Annotated in this window: 11 protein-coding genes; 9 read left to right on the top strand and 2 right to left on the bottom strand. The window is 33.7% G+C overall.

Annotated elements, in window-relative coordinates; all coding sequences use genetic code 11:
• The first annotated feature begins 293 nt into the window (after nt 1-293).
• The 6 genes from D1816_RS18460 (at nt 294) to D1816_RS18435 (ending at nt 12,346) form a co-directional block, all read left to right on the top strand.
• Nucleotides 294-653 (top strand): toxin-antitoxin system YwqK family antitoxin, encoded by a 360-nt coding sequence (locus D1816_RS18460; protein WP_066316002.1) that lies wholly within the window; start codon nt 294-296, stop codon nt 651-653.
• A 377-nt stretch (nt 654-1,030) separates the two neighbouring features.
• Nucleotides 1,031-3,838, top strand: a complete 2,808-nt coding sequence (locus D1816_RS18455; RefSeq protein ID WP_118504768.1) for a TonB-dependent receptor — start codon at nt 1,031-1,033, stop codon at nt 3,836-3,838.
• A gap of 37 nt (nt 3,839-3,875) precedes the next feature.
• Nucleotides 3,876-5,201 (top strand): hypothetical protein, encoded by a 1,326-nt coding sequence (locus tag D1816_RS18450; RefSeq protein ID WP_118504766.1) that lies wholly within the window; start codon nt 3,876-3,878, stop codon nt 5,199-5,201.
• Between the two features lie 684 nt (nt 5,202-5,885).
• Complete coding sequence (locus D1816_RS18445; RefSeq protein ID WP_118504764.1) at nt 5,886-8,726, top strand: TonB-dependent receptor; 2,841 nt, start codon at nt 5,886-5,888, stop codon at nt 8,724-8,726.
• Between the two features lie 85 nt (nt 8,727-8,811).
• Complete coding sequence (locus tag D1816_RS18440) at nt 8,812-11,034, top strand: hypothetical protein (RefSeq protein ID WP_118504761.1); 2,223 nt, start codon at nt 8,812-8,814, stop codon at nt 11,032-11,034.
• Nucleotides 11,035-11,215: 181 nt separating this feature from the next.
• Nucleotides 11,216-12,346: a T9SS type A sorting domain-containing protein gene (locus D1816_RS18435; protein WP_118504759.1), complete on the top strand. Its 1,131-nt coding sequence runs from the start codon at nt 11,216-11,218 to the stop codon at nt 12,344-12,346.
• 86 nt (nt 12,347-12,432) lie between these two features.
• On the opposite strand, the gene D1816_RS18430 is transcribed toward D1816_RS18435, so the two are convergent.
• The gene (locus tag D1816_RS18430) at nt 12,433-13,839 is read right to left on the bottom strand and encodes an MATE family efflux transporter (RefSeq protein ID WP_066315989.1); all 1,407 of its coding nucleotides are present in this window, start codon (nt 13,837-13,839) and stop codon (nt 12,433-12,435) included.
• 293 nt (nt 13,840-14,132) lie between these two features.
• Here D1816_RS18430 and D1816_RS18425 point away from each other — a divergent pair, with 293 nt between their 5' ends.
• From D1816_RS18425 to D1816_RS18415, 3 genes are all read left to right on the top strand, one after another.
• Nucleotides 14,133-14,480 carry a T9SS type A sorting domain-containing protein gene (locus D1816_RS18425; RefSeq protein WP_066315987.1) on the top strand — a complete coding sequence of 116 codons (348 nt, stop codon included), beginning with the start codon at nt 14,133-14,135 and terminating at the stop codon, nt 14,478-14,480.
• Between the two features lie 101 nt (nt 14,481-14,581).
• On the top strand, nt 14,582-15,562 hold the full coding sequence (locus D1816_RS18420) for an acyl transferase (protein ID WP_118504757.1): 981 nt from the start codon (nt 14,582-14,584) through the stop codon (nt 15,560-15,562).
• A 184-nt stretch (nt 15,563-15,746) separates the two neighbouring features.
• The gene (locus D1816_RS18415) at nt 15,747-16,196 is read left to right on the top strand and encodes a YHS domain-containing (seleno)protein (protein WP_066315983.1); all 450 of its coding nucleotides are present in this window, start codon (nt 15,747-15,749) and stop codon (nt 16,194-16,196) included.
• Nucleotides 16,197-16,347: 151 nt separating this feature from the next.
• Here D1816_RS18415 and tyrS read toward each other — a convergent pair whose 3' ends face one another.
• Complete coding sequence (tyrS, locus tag D1816_RS18410) at nt 16,348-17,643, bottom strand: tyrosine--tRNA ligase (RefSeq protein WP_118504755.1); 1,296 nt, start codon at nt 17,641-17,643, stop codon at nt 16,348-16,350.
• Nucleotides 17,644-17,716: the final 73 nt, after the last annotated feature.

Genomic DNA, 17,716 nt, shown 5'->3' with positions numbered 1-17,716 from the left:
CAAACACCTATAAATACCCTATTTATCAAATATTCGAGGCTCAAAAAAAAGTAAACCACTAGCAAAAAAAACTAGCTTATATAAAAACGAATAGCCTATTTTATCCCTTAACCAACCATAATAGTAAAGATTGATCTTACCTATATCAATAGATTTACAAAATCTAAATACTTGTTTATCAATTAAATACAAGCTTATTGTTAATTTAATGTTACGCAATTGTTGTTTAAAAGTAAAATTAATGTTACATTTGTAATGTAATTATTAAGAACCCCAATTAAAATATATAATATATGAGAAATTTAGTAATGTTTATAGCACTGGTGTTTTCGGCGACTATATTTGCTCAGGAAGTAAAACCTACTTTTGAAAAACAAGGAGACCAAATTAAAGGTACTTTTTTTCATGCAGATGGAACCATTAAGCAACAAGGTTTCTATAATAAAGAAGGAAAACTTCATGGAGAATGGAAATCATATGATGCTACTGGAAAGAAAATTGCAATGGGTCAATACAATAATGGTGTAAAGACAGGAAAGTGGTTTTTTTGGTCTACCGAAAAGTTATCAGAAGTAAATTACGACGATAATCAGATAGCAGATGTAACTACTTGGTCAAACAAAGATAATGTTGTTGTAAATTATGACAATTAAGATATTTGTCTTAAAATATAAAAAAACGCTTCAGGTTTCTGAAGCGTTTTTTGCTTTTAAAGCATAAAAAATATCAAACCCTCGCATTAAGTTTAACTTTTACTATAAAAACCTACTTAAACTTTTTTTTACACTAACCCTTCACTTAATCTTTGGGTAACAAAAAAATTATACCAAAGAAAACGTTGTAATAGGCTTTATTGATCTTATATCAATCACTTATAAAAGACGTAATACATTCTTAATGTTAAGTAAACATTTTATAAACAAGCCTAGGTAACAATTATCTAACATTATAATCATACATAGTTAATTTTTGTATAACACTTATTTAACACCTTCTCTCGTTCTTTGCCCCGAATTTGAGAACAAATTAAATGAGAAAAATTTTCACTTTACTTGCGCTATTTTTTGTTGGAATACTCTTTGCGCAGGAAACCGGTACAATTACCGGTACGTTGTTAGACAAAGAATCTAACAATCAACCATTACCTTTTGCTAATGTGTTAATCAAAAACACTACAAAAGGAACGACTACAGATTTTGATGGTTTATATAGTATTGATAATTTAGAGCCTGGTACATATATTCTAGAATTTAGTTTTATAGGATATGAAACTTTAGATAAAGAAGTTGTAGTAATTGCTGGTCAAACTGTAACCGCAAATGCTTCTATAGGAGCAAGTGCAGCTGCATTAGACGAAGTGATTATAAAAACAACTACAAAAAAAGAATCTGAGGCTGCCATTTTATTAGAACAAAAAAATGCAGTTACTATTCAACAAAAAATTGGTGCACAAGAACTTTCTAAAAAAGGAGTTAGTGATGTTGCTACTGGATTGACTAAGGCAACAGGTATTTCTAAACAAAGTGATAAACTATATGTACGTGGTTTAGGAGATCGTTATAATAATGCTTACTTAAACGGTTTACCTATTCCATCTTTAAATCCAAAGTTAAAACTGATTGATTTAGGAATTTTCCCTACTGATATCGTTGAGAATTTAGGGATTTACAAAACCTACTCCCCTGATATTTATGGTGATTTTGCTGGAGCAAGTGTTAATATAGATACTAAAGATCGCCCTGGTAAAGGTTTTTTAGAATTTGGCTTTAGCTCTGGCGTAAACTCGAATGCAGTAGCAAATGATTTCTTTTTACTAAACGGAGGAAAATATGATGACTGGGGATTAGATGATGGATCTAGAAGAGTACCTGTATTTTTAGATATCCCAAACTACAATTACAATAGTACAGAAATTGATTATTTCCCTTTTGATACTTCTTTTAATCCTGAAAAACGATTTAATGCTCCTGATGGAGGAGCAAGTGTTACCGGTGGAAAAAGTTTTGCTATAAGTGATGAAAAAAAATTAGATGTTTTGTTTACTGGCTCATTTAGTCAAAACCACAGAACATCTCTAGGAGGTAACCAAGCGGCCTTTAACTCTCAAGGAGAAAGTATAACAGGACTTGGAAACTTTAAAAATGTTGATCGTTATGAATACTTTACTAACACTACACTTTTAGGAAGTGTTGGATATAGATGGAATAGTAATAACAAAATTCTTGCTACTACTTTATTTGTTAACGATACCTCAGATGAACTTAGAGAATTTACAGATGGTGTAAGTAGTGAAGATACCGATGTTGGTATACGTTTAAGAAGAGGAACATACGAGCAAAACAACTTATTTACCCAACAACTTACAGGAGAACATAAATTTGAAGAAGGTAAATATCAACTAGGTTGGGGAATGGCATACAACAAAGCGCAAGGATTAATCCCAGACAGACGCCAGCTAGTATTTACAGAACTACAAAATGGTAACCTTGTCTTAGGAAACCGTACAAGTCCAGATTTAGCAAACAATCAAAGGTTTTATCAGGAATTAAATGAAAATGATTATTCAGGAAAATTAGATTTTGATATAAATTTTGCAAAAGACGAAGACGATAATTTTAAAAACAAATTAACTGTTGGTATAGCAACTAGATCAAAAGATAGAGATTTTGAATCAAACCAATTAAACTACAATCTAAATAATTTTAGAAGTACCAATGTAGATTTTAATAATCCTGACGCATTATTAAACGAAGCTAACTTTCTTGCTGGTGAATATGTAGTTTTAGAAAACCTAAATACGACTCGAATTTACGAAGCAGATCTATTAACACTTGCCGGGTATGCCAACTTACAATATGCAATAACAGATAAATTAACTTTTAACGGAGGTATTCGTACAGAATTATTTGAACAAAATGTATTTTATAGAGAACAACAAGATTTAGAAACTTCTCCTTTTAGACAACAAAAGATCGACGAAACATTTATACTACCAAGTATAAGTTTAAAGTATGAGGTTAACGAGCAGTCAAACCTTAGATTTGCAGCTAGTAAAACAGTAACCTTGCCTAAATTTACAGAAGTAGCACCTTTCCTAGATGAAGATGTTACCGAATCTACTTTAGGTAACCCAATTCTAAAAAATTCTGATAATTACAATGTTGATCTTAAATGGGAATATTTTCCAGAACAATCAGGAGAATTAGTTGCCGCTACCGTATTTGGGAAATACCTTGAAAACCCCATAGAAAAAGTATTTGTAGCCTCGGCATCCAATGTAAATACGTTTATTAATTCTGACAATGCTGTTATTTTTGGAGCAGAATTAGAATACAGAAAGAATCTGGGTAACCTTTTTAAAGTTGAAGAAACAACTTGGAATAACTTGAATTTTGGCTTTAATGCTACACTTATGTATTCTAAAGTTAAAATTGATCCGGCAATTACAACATTTAATGGATCAAATATAGCACCTACAAATATCGAGAGACAACTACAAGGAGCATCTCCTTTCTTAGTGAACGCAGATATTGCTTACAACAAAGAATTCAAAACACATAAAATTACATCGGCACTGGACTTTAATATTTTTGGAGATCGAGTATACTCTGCTGGAGGAAACGGTGTAGGAGATATTTTTGAAAAAGGTTTTGGTGTATTAAACTTCAATTTTAAAGATGAAATAGGAGATCATATCGTACTAAGTTTTAAAGCAAAAAACTTATTAAACCCTTCTGTAGAGCGCTACCAAGATCAAGAAGATCTTAATCAAGAATTTACTACTTACAAATTTGATGATGGGATCAATTTTAGTCTTGGGATAACATTTAAATTATAATAAAATTAAACAACAACACAATTAAGGATTTATATTAATGAAAACTAAAAATTTACTTACGGGAATAGTATTAGGTACTGCAGTTTTATTTAACGCATGTACTGTACAAGAAGATAATATTGGTGATATTACAATCAACCAAGGAGGAGGCGGAAACGCTAATGGAAGTGTAATCCTTGAAGGCCAAATTACTGCAGATCGTACATTAACATCTGATGAAGTATATGAATTAAGAGGTGGTGTATCTGTAGTTGATGGGGTAACATTGACTATCGAGGCTGGTACTAGAATTATAGCTGGTGATGTTGGTGGTGTATTCTCATACATGGCCATAGAACAAGGTGCACGAATCATAGCCGAAGGTACCGCTGCCCAACCTATTGTATTTACATCTAATAAATCAACACCAAACCCTGGAGATTGGGGAGGATTATTATTAGCCGGTAAAGCCCCTATTAATAGAGGAACTACAGCAACAACAGAGGTAGCTAACCTAACATACGGTGGTACAGATCCTGCAGATAACTCAGGGATTTTACGTTATGTTCGTTTAGAATATACTGGTGGTAAAATTAATGATGATGCCGAGTATAACGGACTTTCTCTATATGGTGTCGGAAACGGAACTACACTAGAGTTCATACAAGCTTTTAATGGTAATGATGATGGTATCGAATTTTTTGGAGGAACTGTAAACTTAAAGTACGCCGTAGTAACTGGTGCTGGAGATGATTCTTTTGATTGGACAGATGGATGGATCGGAAATGGACAATTCTGGATTGCTCAACAAACTTCTGCCGCTGGTGATAAAGGTATAGAAGCTGATAACCTATCTTCTACTCCAGATGCAGCTCCTTTTTCTAACCCAACGCTATCTAACATTACTTTAATTGGTGCCGAAGATGGTGATGGTGAAAACAAAGGAATCGAATTTAGAGCAGGAACTAAAGTAACCATGTACAACACAATTATCAAAGCTTTCCCTGGTAAAGGAATTGAAGTAGATGATGATCAAACACTAATCAACTTAAACAATAATGAAGTTATCGTTAGAAACTCAATTATAGATAATGTAAACTCTTTTGATTTAGATCACGGAGGTGCTACTGTAGACCTTGCTGATTTTGCAACCTTTGGTAATTTTACTTTAGACGGTTCTAAAGCTCCTTTTGATAATATGGGATCCGCAATTCCTACTGATTTTGAAATCAATGGTTTTAGAGGAACATATGAATACACAACTGCAATAGACGGAAGAGATAATTTTGACCCATCTACGATAGGAACTTTCTTTGATGCTGCTAACTATGCAGGCGCATTACAAGAAGGAGATACTTGGACATCTAATTGGACTCGTTTGTAAAACGATATTTATAAAATTAATGAACTTAAGCCTAGTTTATATAACTAGGCTTTTTTTCGTTTTACTATCATCTCAAATAAACTTCTAGTCTATCACAAAAGTTCGATTTATACTCTACCAATGATCCATTTGTTATCTACATCTGTCTGGTCCAGCGTAGTCTAGATCCTTAGGTTTGACTAAAAATAGCATCTCGACTACGCTCGAGGTGACAGAGAAAAAGAATAATCATTTAAAATCAAACAATTAACAATCGAACTAAGGTTAATAGTAATAAACTATTTCTATAAAAAAATAACAGAAAAATACTACAAAAATTCATTCACTCCACCTTCAACTTTATCTCACTGTTAAGACTTGTATAATGTATTTACTCATTTTAACGTTAAAGAAACAATTCTGTGATATTTTGAAAAACTCCTCAGCATTCAAATACTACCTATAAGCATCATAAAGTTTTTCTAAATACCAAAAACAGTAAATCCTATTTAAACTTCTAATAATCAATATTTTACATTTTTATCTAGTAATATTATTTAGAATAAAAGGATTACTAAAATCCTATCTCATTTATTTATTCCGTCTTTTTTCCTACATCACAATCCCTTAAACTAAGCATAATAGTGTCATAAAACCTATTACTGTAAAACCGTATTTATTTGTATCAGATTTTGAAACTAGAAAATGAGAAAAATACTTACAACTATCGCCCTATGCTGTCTAGGGATAACTTTTGCACAAGAAACAGGTACTATTGCTGGAAAATTATTAGACAAAGAAGCTAACAATCAACCCTTACCATTTGCCAATGTAGTCGTTCAAGGAACTGCAAAAGGAGCATCAACAGATTTTGATGGGTTATTTGAAATTCCAGATGTACCAGTAGGTACTTATACGTTAGAGTTTAGGTTTACCGGATATCAAACTGTAGAAGTCCCAAATGTTTTAGTAGAAGCGAACAAAATAGCAGTCGTAGATGCAACCCTAGGAGCTTCTGCTGCTGAATTAGAAGCAGTTGTAATTAAAGTTGTAACAAGTCGAGAGCGAGAAGAAGCCTTATTACTAGAACAAAAAGCCGCTGTAACACTTAAAACTTCTATTGGAGCACAAGAACTTGCAAAAAAAGGAGTAGGCGACGTAGGAACTGCTGTTACTAAAGTAACAGGGATTTCAAAACAAGAAGGTTCCGGAAATATATTTGTAAGAGGACTTGGAGATCGATATAATATCACAACACTTAATGGATTACCACTACCATCAAATGATCCGTCAAAAAAGAACATTCAACTAGGAATTTTTAACACAAGTATAGTAGAGGCAATAGGAATTGACAAAACTTACAACCCAGAAAATTTTGGAGATTTTGGAGGCGCTAACATTGATATTTCGTCTAAGGATTACAAAGGTAAAGGGTTTATAGAAATTGGATTTTCAAGCGGTATAAATACAGAAACTACGGGAGCAGATGATTTTTTCTTAACAGATGGTCCAAATAGAAGTGGTTTTTATGATATCGACATTCCTGCATTCCCACTTAGCAACTATAATTTTGAAACAAGTTGGGATAGACAAAAGACTTCTGCACCTGTGAATTCAAATATCTCGTTAAAATTAGGAGATTCATACAACATATTCGGAGGAGATACAAAACTAAGTGTTTTTGGAGTTGGATCTTTTAGTAACAACTATAGCTATAGAGAAGGTATTTCTAGAGGTGGAGTAACCGTAAATTCGGTTGCAAATAGTGATTTTGATTTCTTTAATTATGCATATAATACCAATACAACTTTAATGGGTAATATTGGTATTAAACATGGCCAAAATAAGATAAGCTACAATGCGCTTTTTCTAAACAACTCTAGTGAACAGCAAAAAGAATTTTTTGGAATCATAGACGTAGAAGATGATGCTCCTAATGGAGGTGGATTTATTCAAAGAGCCGTGTTTCAAAGAACCACACTTATCACTCATCAATTATTAGGTGACCATGAAATTGGTAAAAACTTTGAGATTAATTGGGGAGGGTCATATAACTTCCTTGAAGGTTCAGAACCAAATAGAAGACAAGTTACTTTAGTTCCTGAAGTTCCTAATCAACCTGATGGACCTAGATCTTTTCGTTTAGTATCTGCCGCATCCGATAACCACAGGTTCTATTCTGAATTACTTGAAGAAGAGATTGCTGGAAACCTAAAGGCAACATACAAATTCAAAAAAAATGAAGAAGACGAGTATGATGGTAAAGTAACCGTAGGATATAGCGCGCGATTTAAAAATGTAGATTTTGAAGCAACACAGTTTAACTTCCAAGTCTTTAATAATATTGCACAACCCACTACAGAAATTTATGATGTTGATGCTTACTTTAATCAACAGAATTTAAATAGTGGCTTATACAGAATAAGAACTTTTAGAGGTACAATAGATACACCTAATGCTTTAGACCCTCAATTTTATGAAGGTGATCAAACGATTAACTCTGGATTTATAAACTTTGAATATGCTTTTTCTCCAAAATTTACTTTACTCGCAGGAGTTAGAGGAGAACAAATTAATCAAACCATTGCTTGGTCTACGTCACTAGAACCGCAAGGAGATGAAAGTGAGCTCGATACTTTTGAGATTTTACCAGCACTATCCTTAAAATATGAGATAGACGAAAAGCAGAATATAAAGTTTGCTTCAAGCAAAACCTATACACTTCCTCAATATAAAGAAAGAGCTCCTTTCCTATTTCAAGAGGTAAATCAGGATTATTTCGGAAACGAAAATTTAGACCTTTCTACCAATTACAATGTAGATTTAAAATGGGAGTCTTTTCCTAAATCTAACGAAATTATCTCTGTAGGTGTGTTTGGTAAATTAATAGAAAACCCTATTAATGCTATCACAATCCAATCGGCATCCAATGATATTACTTGGGCCAACACAGGAGATCAAGCCACTGCTTTTGGGGCAGAGTTAGAAGTTAGAAAAGTACTATTTGAACATGAAGCAGACCAAGTTGATGTTAGCTTAAAAAATAGTTTGACTGCAGGTATAAATGCAGCTTACATGATCACTAACCAAGAGTTAGACGGGCAAAAAGTATTAGATGAAGCTGGCTTAAGTTTTATACCAACATATACAGATACAGGTATTTCTGGAGCTTCAGACTTGGTAGCTAATGCCGACCTAAGTTACTATAAAGATTTTTCAAAAGACAAAAATATTCAGTTAACACTAGCTGCGAACTATTTCTCTGATCGAATTTTTGCGATAGGTAACTTCGGAAAGGGAAATATTATCGAAAAAGGAGTTCCTACAGTTGATTTTGTAGCAAAGACTCAATTAACCGAAAATATTACGATTGGTTTATCTGCCAAAAATTTATTCAATCCAAGTATCGAACGATTTCAAGAAGCAGTAGATGGGGACACAAATGATGACCCAACATTAAACTTAAATTTTCAACAAAGAGAGATAACCATATTATCCTATAAAAAGGGATATGATGTAAAATTATCTCTTGCTTACAAATTTTAATAAAACCAAATAATAAAATAGAAACTCTTAAAGCCTTAGTTAAAAACGAACAATTTTTATTTATAATTATTAAACTTCGAAAACAATGAGAAAGATTCTTTTTACATTAATGTTAACCTTTGCTACAGGAGCGTTTGTCGTATCTTGTAACGGTGATGATGATACTCCTGGGAGTTCTTCAACTTGTAGCGATGGTGTTCAAAACGGAAATGAAACTGGCGTAGATTGTGGTGGTTCATGTAATCCTTGTACTGCAAACAGTGAATTAACTGGTGACGTAACTGAAAACACAACTCTAGATGCTACTATAGAGTACCAACTTACAGGTGCTTATGTTGTTAAATCTGGATCTACTTTAACAATTCCTGCAGGAACAGTAATTAAAGCTGTTGGCGGAACCGCTGCTTATATTGCTGTAGAACGTGGTGCTCAAATATTCGTAAACGGAACTTCTGCTTCTCCCGTTGTTATGACTTCTGGCGCTGCTAATCCAGCTCCTGGTGATTGGGGTGGATTGGTTATTTGTGGTGATGCTCCTACTAACAAAGGAAGCAATGTAACTTCTGAAGTTGCAGATCTTACGTATGGTGGAACTAATGCAACAGATAATTCTGGGTCTGTTCGATACTTAAGAGTTGAATATACAGGTGCTACTTTCTCTAACGATAAAGAATTTAATGGGGTATCGCTTTTCGGTGTTGGTTCTGGAACTACTTTCGAATTTGTACAGTCTCATAATGGTGGAGATGATGGAATCGAATTTTTTGGAGGAACCGTTGCTGGTGAAAATTTAGTATCTACTAATAGTGGTGATGATTCTATTGATTTTGCAGACGGATGGGCCGGTACAGGTGAAAACTGGTATATTGCTGGTGGTGCTAAAGCTGGAATCGAAGGATCTAACAACGGAGACGATGGTGATGCTACACCTGTAACAACTACTACACTTTCTAACATTACAGTGGTTGGACCTGTTACCGAAGGTGCACTTTTCTTTAAAGAAGGTGGTGGTAACTTTACAATTACGAACTTCTACACAAGTAATGTTGACCTTGGTATTAATGTTAAAGATACCGATGCACAAGCCGCTGTTAGAATTGAAAACGGTGATTTAACAATTACAGATATTCAGTTTGCTAATGCTCCAACTGGACTTGATGCTACTAACTATACAGGAACGAACCAAACATTCTTTACCGAAGGTATTGCTACTGGTGCAGGAAACGGTGCTGCTTCTCCTGCCTGGGCAGCTGGATGGACTGTAGGCCTTGACAATAGTGGTCCTGCAAGCTCTGAGAACTTAGCTGGTGAAGTTAACGGAACTGTTACATTAAGCGCAACTGTTGAGTATAACCTTACAAGTGCTTTTGTTGTAAAAGACGGAGGGTCATTAACTATTCCTGCTGGAACAACAATAAAAGCAACTGGTGGAACGGCTGCTTATATCGCTGTAGCCAGAGGTGGACAGATATTTGTTAACGGTACTGCTGCTTCTCCAGTTGTAATGACCTCTGGTGCTGCTACTCCTGCTCCTGGTGACTGGGGTGGATTAGTTATTTGCGGTGATGCTCCTACAAATAAAGGAAGTAATGTAACTTCTGAAGTTGCAGACCTTATCTATGGTGGAACTAATGCTACTGATAACTCGGGATCTATTCGTTACTTAAGAGTTGAGTACACTGGTGCTACTTTCTCTAACGATAAAGAATTTAATGGGGTATCTCTTTTTGGTGTAGGTTCTGGAACTACTTTCGAATTCGTACAATCTCTTAACGGAGGTGATGATGGTATCGAATTTTTTGGTGGAACAGTAACTGGTAACAACCTTGTATCTATTGGTAGTGGTGATGATTCTATTGACTTTGCCGATGGATGGGCTGGAAATGGATCTAACTGGTATATTTCTAAAGGTGCTAAAGCTGGTATTGAAGGATCAAATAATGGTGATGATGGTGATGCTATGCCTGTTACTACAACTACACTTTCTAACATTACAGTTGTTGGTCCTGTTACTGAAGGTGCGCTGTTCTTCAAAGAAGGTGGTGGTAACTTTACAATCACGAACTTCTTTACAAGTAATGTGGATCTTGGTGTAAATGTAAAAGATACTGATGCTCAAGCTGCAGTAAGACTTGAAGCAAATAATCTTTCTATCAACCCAATGCAATTTGATAGTCCTGCTACTCCTTTTAATCAAACAAACTATACGGGAGTTAACCAAACGTTCATCACTGTAGGTGATAATACTGGTGCTGGTAATGGAGCTGATGCTCCTGACTGGGCTAATGGTTGGGCAATTGGTTTCTAAAAATAAAGAATATATAGTGTCTAAAAGGGCTACCATAATGGTAGCCCTTTTTCTTGTAATCTTATCCCTATATTACCCATATTAAGGAATCATTAATTACACAGAATAAAGGGTAACATTTTTAAGTCGGTAGGCATTAAAGGGTATACATTTTAACCTAAACTTTTAAAACTTTTTTATTATGAAACAATTGACTTTTTTAGTATTACTATTCATCACGATTACTGCTAATTCTCAAATTAACATTAAGAATTTTAAAGTAACCTCCAATCCAAATTTAACCATTGAAAAAGGTGACAGGTTCGATTTCAAATTTGATGTTCAAGGTACCTATCATTCTTTAGATCTATTTGTTTACTACCAAAGCGAATCTTCCTCAAATCTTTTAGGCCTAATTTATTGGAATAGAGACAGAGACAACCCATTAAATTTTCCATCTTTTACAACTAAAAACACTTGGTTTAATAGTTTTTTAGATAGACGTGTTACAATTCCTGGAAAAAAATTCATTCTTGTCGTTAAATACAATAATCAAGTTAAAAAATTAGTATATCCAATATCTCAACCTGATAATGATGGCGATGGTGTTCCTAACGACTCTGATAATTGCCCTAATGTTGCTGGGCCAGCTTCTAACAATGGTTGTCCTGTACTTAAGAAACCAAACTTAAAATTAAAAAGTCTTAAAGTTAAAAATACGACAACTAAAACGCTCATTTTTAACTTTCCCAATGGCAATACGAATACTCCAACACTAAAAAAGAATAATCGATATGACTTTAGTATTGAAGTAGAAAACAACGTATCTGGTTCAACTCAAGCAAATCCAGTCTCCTTAGACATGTTAATTAACACAAGTAGTATTTTATACCCGGATCCAAGGGCAAGAGTATTTAATGTTACTACAGATAGTAATATTGGAAGCATCAGTGCCAGTAACTCTATTACAAAAACCTTTAATGTATTTGTAAGTAATACCATTGGTTCTTCTCCAACATTATCTAATGGAAATGGATATACATTAAGTTTTGACATCGATGGAAAAGGAAAAGTTGATGAATCCAATGAAAATGACAATATAAACCAATTACAGTTTGTTTATTCATCATCTTCAAGGTCAGGACTAGTTAACATTTTAGATAAATCTAATCTTAACTCTCATGAAGTATCTGTATTCACTATTTACGGAACTCTCATAAATCAAAAAACCGTAGCTACAAAAGATGAGGAAGATAAATTTATTAATAGTCTACCCAAAGGATTTTATATCGTTAAGAACGGTACAGAAACTTATAAAATAGTAAAAGAATAAAGCTTACCTATTGTAATTTTATAACCGGAAATCAATATTTGATTTCCGGTTTTTTTACCATTCAAAATATATTTTAATACTTAAAATTACACCTTAACAGTTTTCCAATTTCCTTTTTTAAACCAAATAATGCCTATTACAGCAATTAACACTTCGGCAAAAGTTATTGATAAAAACACTCCAATTGCTCCCCAATCAAAAACTAGAGCAGCCAGATAAGCAAACGGTAATTGAAATACCCAGAAACAAAAGAAATTAATAATAGTCGGTGTTTTAGTATCACCAGCACCATTAAATGATTGAATAACTACCATTCCGTATGCATAAAACACATACCCTGCTGCAATAACTCGTAAACTTAAAGCGCCATATTCTACGATAAGTGTTTCGGTACTAAAAATCTTTATAATTATCTCTGCGAAGAGTAAATAAAAAACAGATACAAATAACATAAAAACAGCATTGTATTTACCGGTTTTCCACACAGATTGCTCTGCTCTATCCGGCTTAGATGCCCCTAAGTTTTGCCCTACTAAAGTAGCGGCAGCATTACTCATCCCCCAAGAAGGCATTAGCGTAAACATTAACACTCGTATCGCTATTGTATACCCTGCTAAAACTTCACTACCAAATTCAGCCATGATTTTCATTAAGAAGACCCAACTTGAGGTCCCAATAATAAACTGCCCAATACCTCCAAGAGATACTTTGATAAGATCAATCATAATTTGAGCTCTAAAAACAATATCTTTAAAAGTTACTTTAATCTTACTCCACCCGTAAAATAAGATTAGTAATTGAAAAATTACAGCACTACCTCTTCCTATAGTTGTTGCTATTGCAGCACCTTCTACCCCAAAGGCAGGTATAGGTCCAAACCCAAAAATAAACATGGGATCTAGAATAATATTTAAGACATTTGAAAATATAAGAACTCTCATTGCCACAGATGCATCTCCTGCCCCTCTAAAAACAGCATTGATTAAAAATAGGAGCATGATAGTTACATTTCCTCCTAGAAGTACTCGTGTATAACCATAACCTTCTGCAATAAGATCAGGTTCTGCTCCCATTAGACCAAGAATCTCTTTAGGAAAAAAGATTCCTATTAAACTTATCAATGCAGCAATTCCTATTCCTAAAAAAATAGCTTGGATAGCCGTTTGTGACGCTCCATTGATATCCTTTTCGCCAACTCTACGTGCCACTATCGCAGTAACTCCCATACTTAATCCAATGGCTACTGCATAAACCAATGTTAGTACCGATTCTGTTAGTCCTACTGTCGCAATAGCATTGGCTCCTAAACTAGAAACATAGTATGCATCTACTAAGAAAAATACCGACTCCATCATCATCTCAAGAACCATTGGTACAGACAACATAAAAACTGCTCTGCGAATACTGCCTGAGGTAAACTCTTGCTCCTTACCTGAAATTGCAATTTTGAAATATGATATAAAACGGGAAATATTGACTTTACTTTCAGCCATAATATGAAAAATTATATAATTAGAAATAAAACAAAACAGAAGACTAGTGAAGATATTTCTAGCTCCTAAATAAATGAGGTCCTAATGCGTACAAAAATGTACATAATTTTTTTACAGCTTCATAATGAAACAAAGATGCGGCATTATTTTTGAAATACAAAAATATATCGATGGAAAAACCGTAGTTTTACTACCGAAGTGCCCTAAAATCAAGATTTAACAGAAAAGTATCGGGCTATCTTAGATAGTTTTTAATTTTAAATTGTATCTTTATTGCCCCAAAATAAGTTTTTATGAAAAAAATCTACTTACTAATCATATTCGTTGCCTTACTATGCTTTTCCTTTACCACGGGAATCCAAGCACAAGCTAACCAACCTCAAAATCCAGCCTCCAAAAACCTAGACAAGATACCAGGACTTCGTATATTTCCTAATCCTGCAACTGGTGATGTTATATATATAACTTCTGACAAACAGTTAACCAAAACAGTTAAAATCTATACGGTTCTCGGTAAACAAGCTGTATTTAAAGTACTAATCGGAAAAGAATTAGATATTAGTGATTTAAATGAAGGGGTATATGTAATTAAAATTACCGAAGGACAGAGAGAAGCCACAAGAAAGCTCATCATCGAATAACTATTATTTCACCATTAGTCCATTTTTTTTTGATCCATTTTAAGTAATTTATCTTAAAGAGACTTTATATCTTTGTAGCATATAATTATCGATAACACCGTATGCTAGCTGAAACCATTTTTTCTATTCAAGATGACATAGAGTTTAAGGAAACAGCATTAAAAGTCTTTAAGCATCAGTACACCAACAATAATACGTATCAACGGTTTTGTAATTTACTTGGCATAACCAAAACATCAGTTCACCTATTAGAAGACATCCCGTACCTACCTATTGATTTCTTTAAACAGAAAAAAATAGTAAGTACAACTGCTCCAGTTGCTAAAATTTTTACAAGTAGCGGAACTACTGGTAGCACAACCAGTAAACACTATGTAAACAATCTTTCTATTTATGAACAAAGTTTTAGATTAGGCTTTAAACACTTCTATGGAGAGATTGAAGAGTATACTATATTAGCATTACTACCCTCTTACCTAGAAAGAGAAGGGTCTTCACTAGTATACATGGCCGAAAAACTCATACAAGACAGTAATCAAACCCTAAGTGGATTTTATCTATATGATATTAAAAAATTGGTAGGAGTTATCAAACAATTAATCTCCGAAAACAAAAAAATACTTCTATTAGGTGTATCATTTGCGCTATTGGATTTAGTCGAAGAATATAGCCTCCGTTTGCCTCCAGATACGATCGTAATGGAAACAGGCGGAATGAAAGGACGAAGAAAAGAACTTATACGTGAAGAATTACATCTATTGCTTAAAAAAGGATTTGGTATTTCTAAAATCCATAGTGAATATGGCATGACCGAACTACTATCGCAAGCTTATTCATACGGAGATGGACTTTTTTATCCGCCACCATGGATGAGAGTATCTATACGCAATCCAGAAGACCCATTAACAACATTAGAAAAAGGCAGAACAGGAGGAATCAATATTATTGATTTGGCCAATATTGATTCTTGCTCTTTTATTGCAACTCAAGATTTGGGTAAACTTCACGAAAAAAATAGTTTTGAAATAATAGGTCGATTTGACCATAGCGATATTAGAGGATGCAACCTAATGGCTCTCTAAACTTTTCGGTTATTGTATACATATATAATTCGAAAATTATTTTAAGCATAAAAGCAGAGTAAAGTGCCTTCCTACACTATCCTAACAGAAAAACACTCATAAACAAAGTCTTATAATTATGTTAAAGTTGTAATGATTAAAAAAAAACTCGACTGAATTGGGGAAGTTACTTGAAAACAAACAAATGAAAACTTATCTCACTTTACTGTTTAGCTTTTTTATAATTATAGCAAGTGCGCAACAAATAGATTATAATACAAAAAAAAGTTTTGTTGCAGAGGGATATGATGTAACAGAGTATTTTAACAATAAAGCAATCAAAGGAGATAGCAAAATTACAGCTACTCATGATAATGTAAAATATGCATTTGCTACTCAAGATAACTTAAATAAGTTCAAAAGTAATCCAGATAAATTCATACCACAGTATGGCGGATATTGTGCATATGCAGTAGCTGTAAACAATGATAAGGTTGATATTAATCCTAAGACTTTTGAAATACGAGATAGTAAATTGTATTTATTTTACAATTCATGGGGAGTAAATACCCTAGAAAAATGGTCAGCAGAAAATCCTAAACAATTGCAAGCTAAAGCAGACGCAAATTGGCAAGGAATTAAAATAAAGAAATAATACAGTTGCATCGAACTGTATTGAATGTTAAGTTTTTTTCAATAATTGATTGGTTAGTTGACAAAGCCTACTAAGAAGAGATTCTGGTAGGCTTTGTTTTTTATTGTTTTCTTGTCAAAACAAATTAGATGTTTTGAGTTTAAAGCACTAACTATACTGCTCTAATAACAAAATAATTTCTTCTTCCTCGTTGAAGAAGAATAAACATATCATTAATTAAGTCACTTTCAGATATAGCGTAACTATCAGTAACCTTTTCTTTATTTACAGATATGGAGTTTTCTTTCAAAGCTCTTCTAGCCTCACCATTAGATTTTAAGAATCCCGTTTTTTCTGCCAAAGCTCCTATAATATTAAGTCCCTCTGTTAAAATTTCTCTGGGCAACTCAGACTGCGGTACACCATCAAAAACATCTAAAAATGTAGCTTCATCCAAATCCTTAAGGTCTGCAGACGTTGATTTCCCAAAAAGAATTGCAGAAGCCTTAATTGCATTATCTAGATCCTCTTGAGAATGCACTATTACAGTAACCTCATCAGCCAGTTTCTTCTGTAAAATCCGTAGATGTGGGGCTTCTTTGTGCTCCAGTATTAATGATTCTATTTCTTCTTTTGTTAAAAAAGTGAAAATCTTAATATATTTTTCTGCATCCTCATCACTGGTATTTAACCAATATTGGTAAAACTTGTACGGAGAGGTTCTCTTAGCATCTAACCAAACATTACCCCCTTCGGATTTTCCAAATTTAGAACCATCAGATTTAGTAATTAATGGGCACGTTAAGGCATATCCTTTACCGCCTCCAATTCTCCTGATCAATTCTGTTCCTGTAGTAATATTACCCCATTGATCACTACCACCCATTTGTAAAGTGCAATCATGTTCTTTATAAAGATGCAAAAAATCATACCCCTGTACTAATTGATATGTAAATTCTGTAAAAGACATTCCGTCTGATGATTCAGAAGAAATTCGATTTTTTACAGAATCTTTAGCCATCATGTAATTTACAGTGATATGTTTACCCACATCTCTAATAAATTCAAGAAATGAAAAGTTTTTCATCCAATCATAGTTATTTACTAATACAGCTGCATTGGCTTCATTACTTTCAAAATCTAAGAACCTTGCTAATTGTGCTTTGATCGCTTCTTGGTTATGACGTAGTGTTTTTTCATCCAACAAATTGCGCTCTGCAGATTTACCAGAGGGATCACCTATCATTCCTGTAGCTCCGCCCACTAAAGCAAAAGGCTTATGACCTGCTCTTTGATAATGTGCCAACAACATAATAGGTACAAGATTACCTATATGCAATGAGTCTGCTGTAGGATCAAACCCTACGTATGCTGCCCTCATTTGTTCCATTAGATATTCTTCGGTTCCTGGCATGGCATCATGCAACATACCTCGCCACTTTAGCTCTTCTATAAAATTCTTGGTCATTATACTATAATTCGATTAAGATCGACAAAGATAAAAATATGGATAATATTTAGCTATGAATATATAAGGAATC

Source organism: Aquimarina sp. AD10, assembly GCF_003443715.1.
Taxonomy (GTDB): Bacteria; Bacteroidota; Bacteroidia; order Flavobacteriales; family Flavobacteriaceae; genus Aquimarina; species Aquimarina aggregata.
Note: the sequence above shows the minus strand (reverse complement) of the source record. Positions and strands in the feature narration are given on the sequence as shown.

What these genes read in the sequence shown, in the direction of transcription:
- D1816_RS18460 (WP_066316002.1), top strand. Translation starts at nt 294, where the DNA reads ATGAGAAATTTAGTAATGTTTATAGCACTGGTGTTTTCGGCGACTATA.
- D1816_RS18455 (WP_118504768.1), top strand. Translation starts at nt 1,031, where the DNA reads ATGAGAAAAATTTTCACTTTACTTGCGCTATTTTTTGTTGGAATACTC.
- D1816_RS18450 (WP_118504766.1), top strand. Translation starts at nt 3,876, where the DNA reads ATGAAAACTAAAAATTTACTTACGGGAATAGTATTAGGTACTGCAGTT.
- D1816_RS18445 (WP_118504764.1), top strand. Translation starts at nt 5,886, where the DNA reads ATGAGAAAAATACTTACAACTATCGCCCTATGCTGTCTAGGGATAACT.
- D1816_RS18440 (WP_118504761.1), top strand. Translation starts at nt 8,812, where the DNA reads ATGAGAAAGATTCTTTTTACATTAATGTTAACCTTTGCTACAGGAGCG.
- D1816_RS18435 (WP_118504759.1), top strand. Translation starts at nt 11,216, where the DNA reads ATGAAACAATTGACTTTTTTAGTATTACTATTCATCACGATTACTGCT.
- D1816_RS18430 (WP_066315989.1), bottom strand. Translation starts at nt 13,839, where the DNA reads ATGGCTGAAAGTAAAGTCAATATTTCCCGTTTTATATCATATTTCAAA.
- D1816_RS18425 (WP_066315987.1), top strand. Translation starts at nt 14,133, where the DNA reads ATGAAAAAAATCTACTTACTAATCATATTCGTTGCCTTACTATGCTTT.
- D1816_RS18420 (WP_118504757.1), top strand. Translation starts at nt 14,582, where the DNA reads ATGCTAGCTGAAACCATTTTTTCTATTCAAGATGACATAGAGTTTAAG.
- D1816_RS18415 (WP_066315983.1), top strand. Translation starts at nt 15,747, where the DNA reads ATGAAAACTTATCTCACTTTACTGTTTAGCTTTTTTATAATTATAGCA.
- tyrS (WP_118504755.1), bottom strand. Translation starts at nt 17,643, where the DNA reads ATGACCAAGAATTTTATAGAAGAGCTAAAGTGGCGAGGTATGTTGCAT.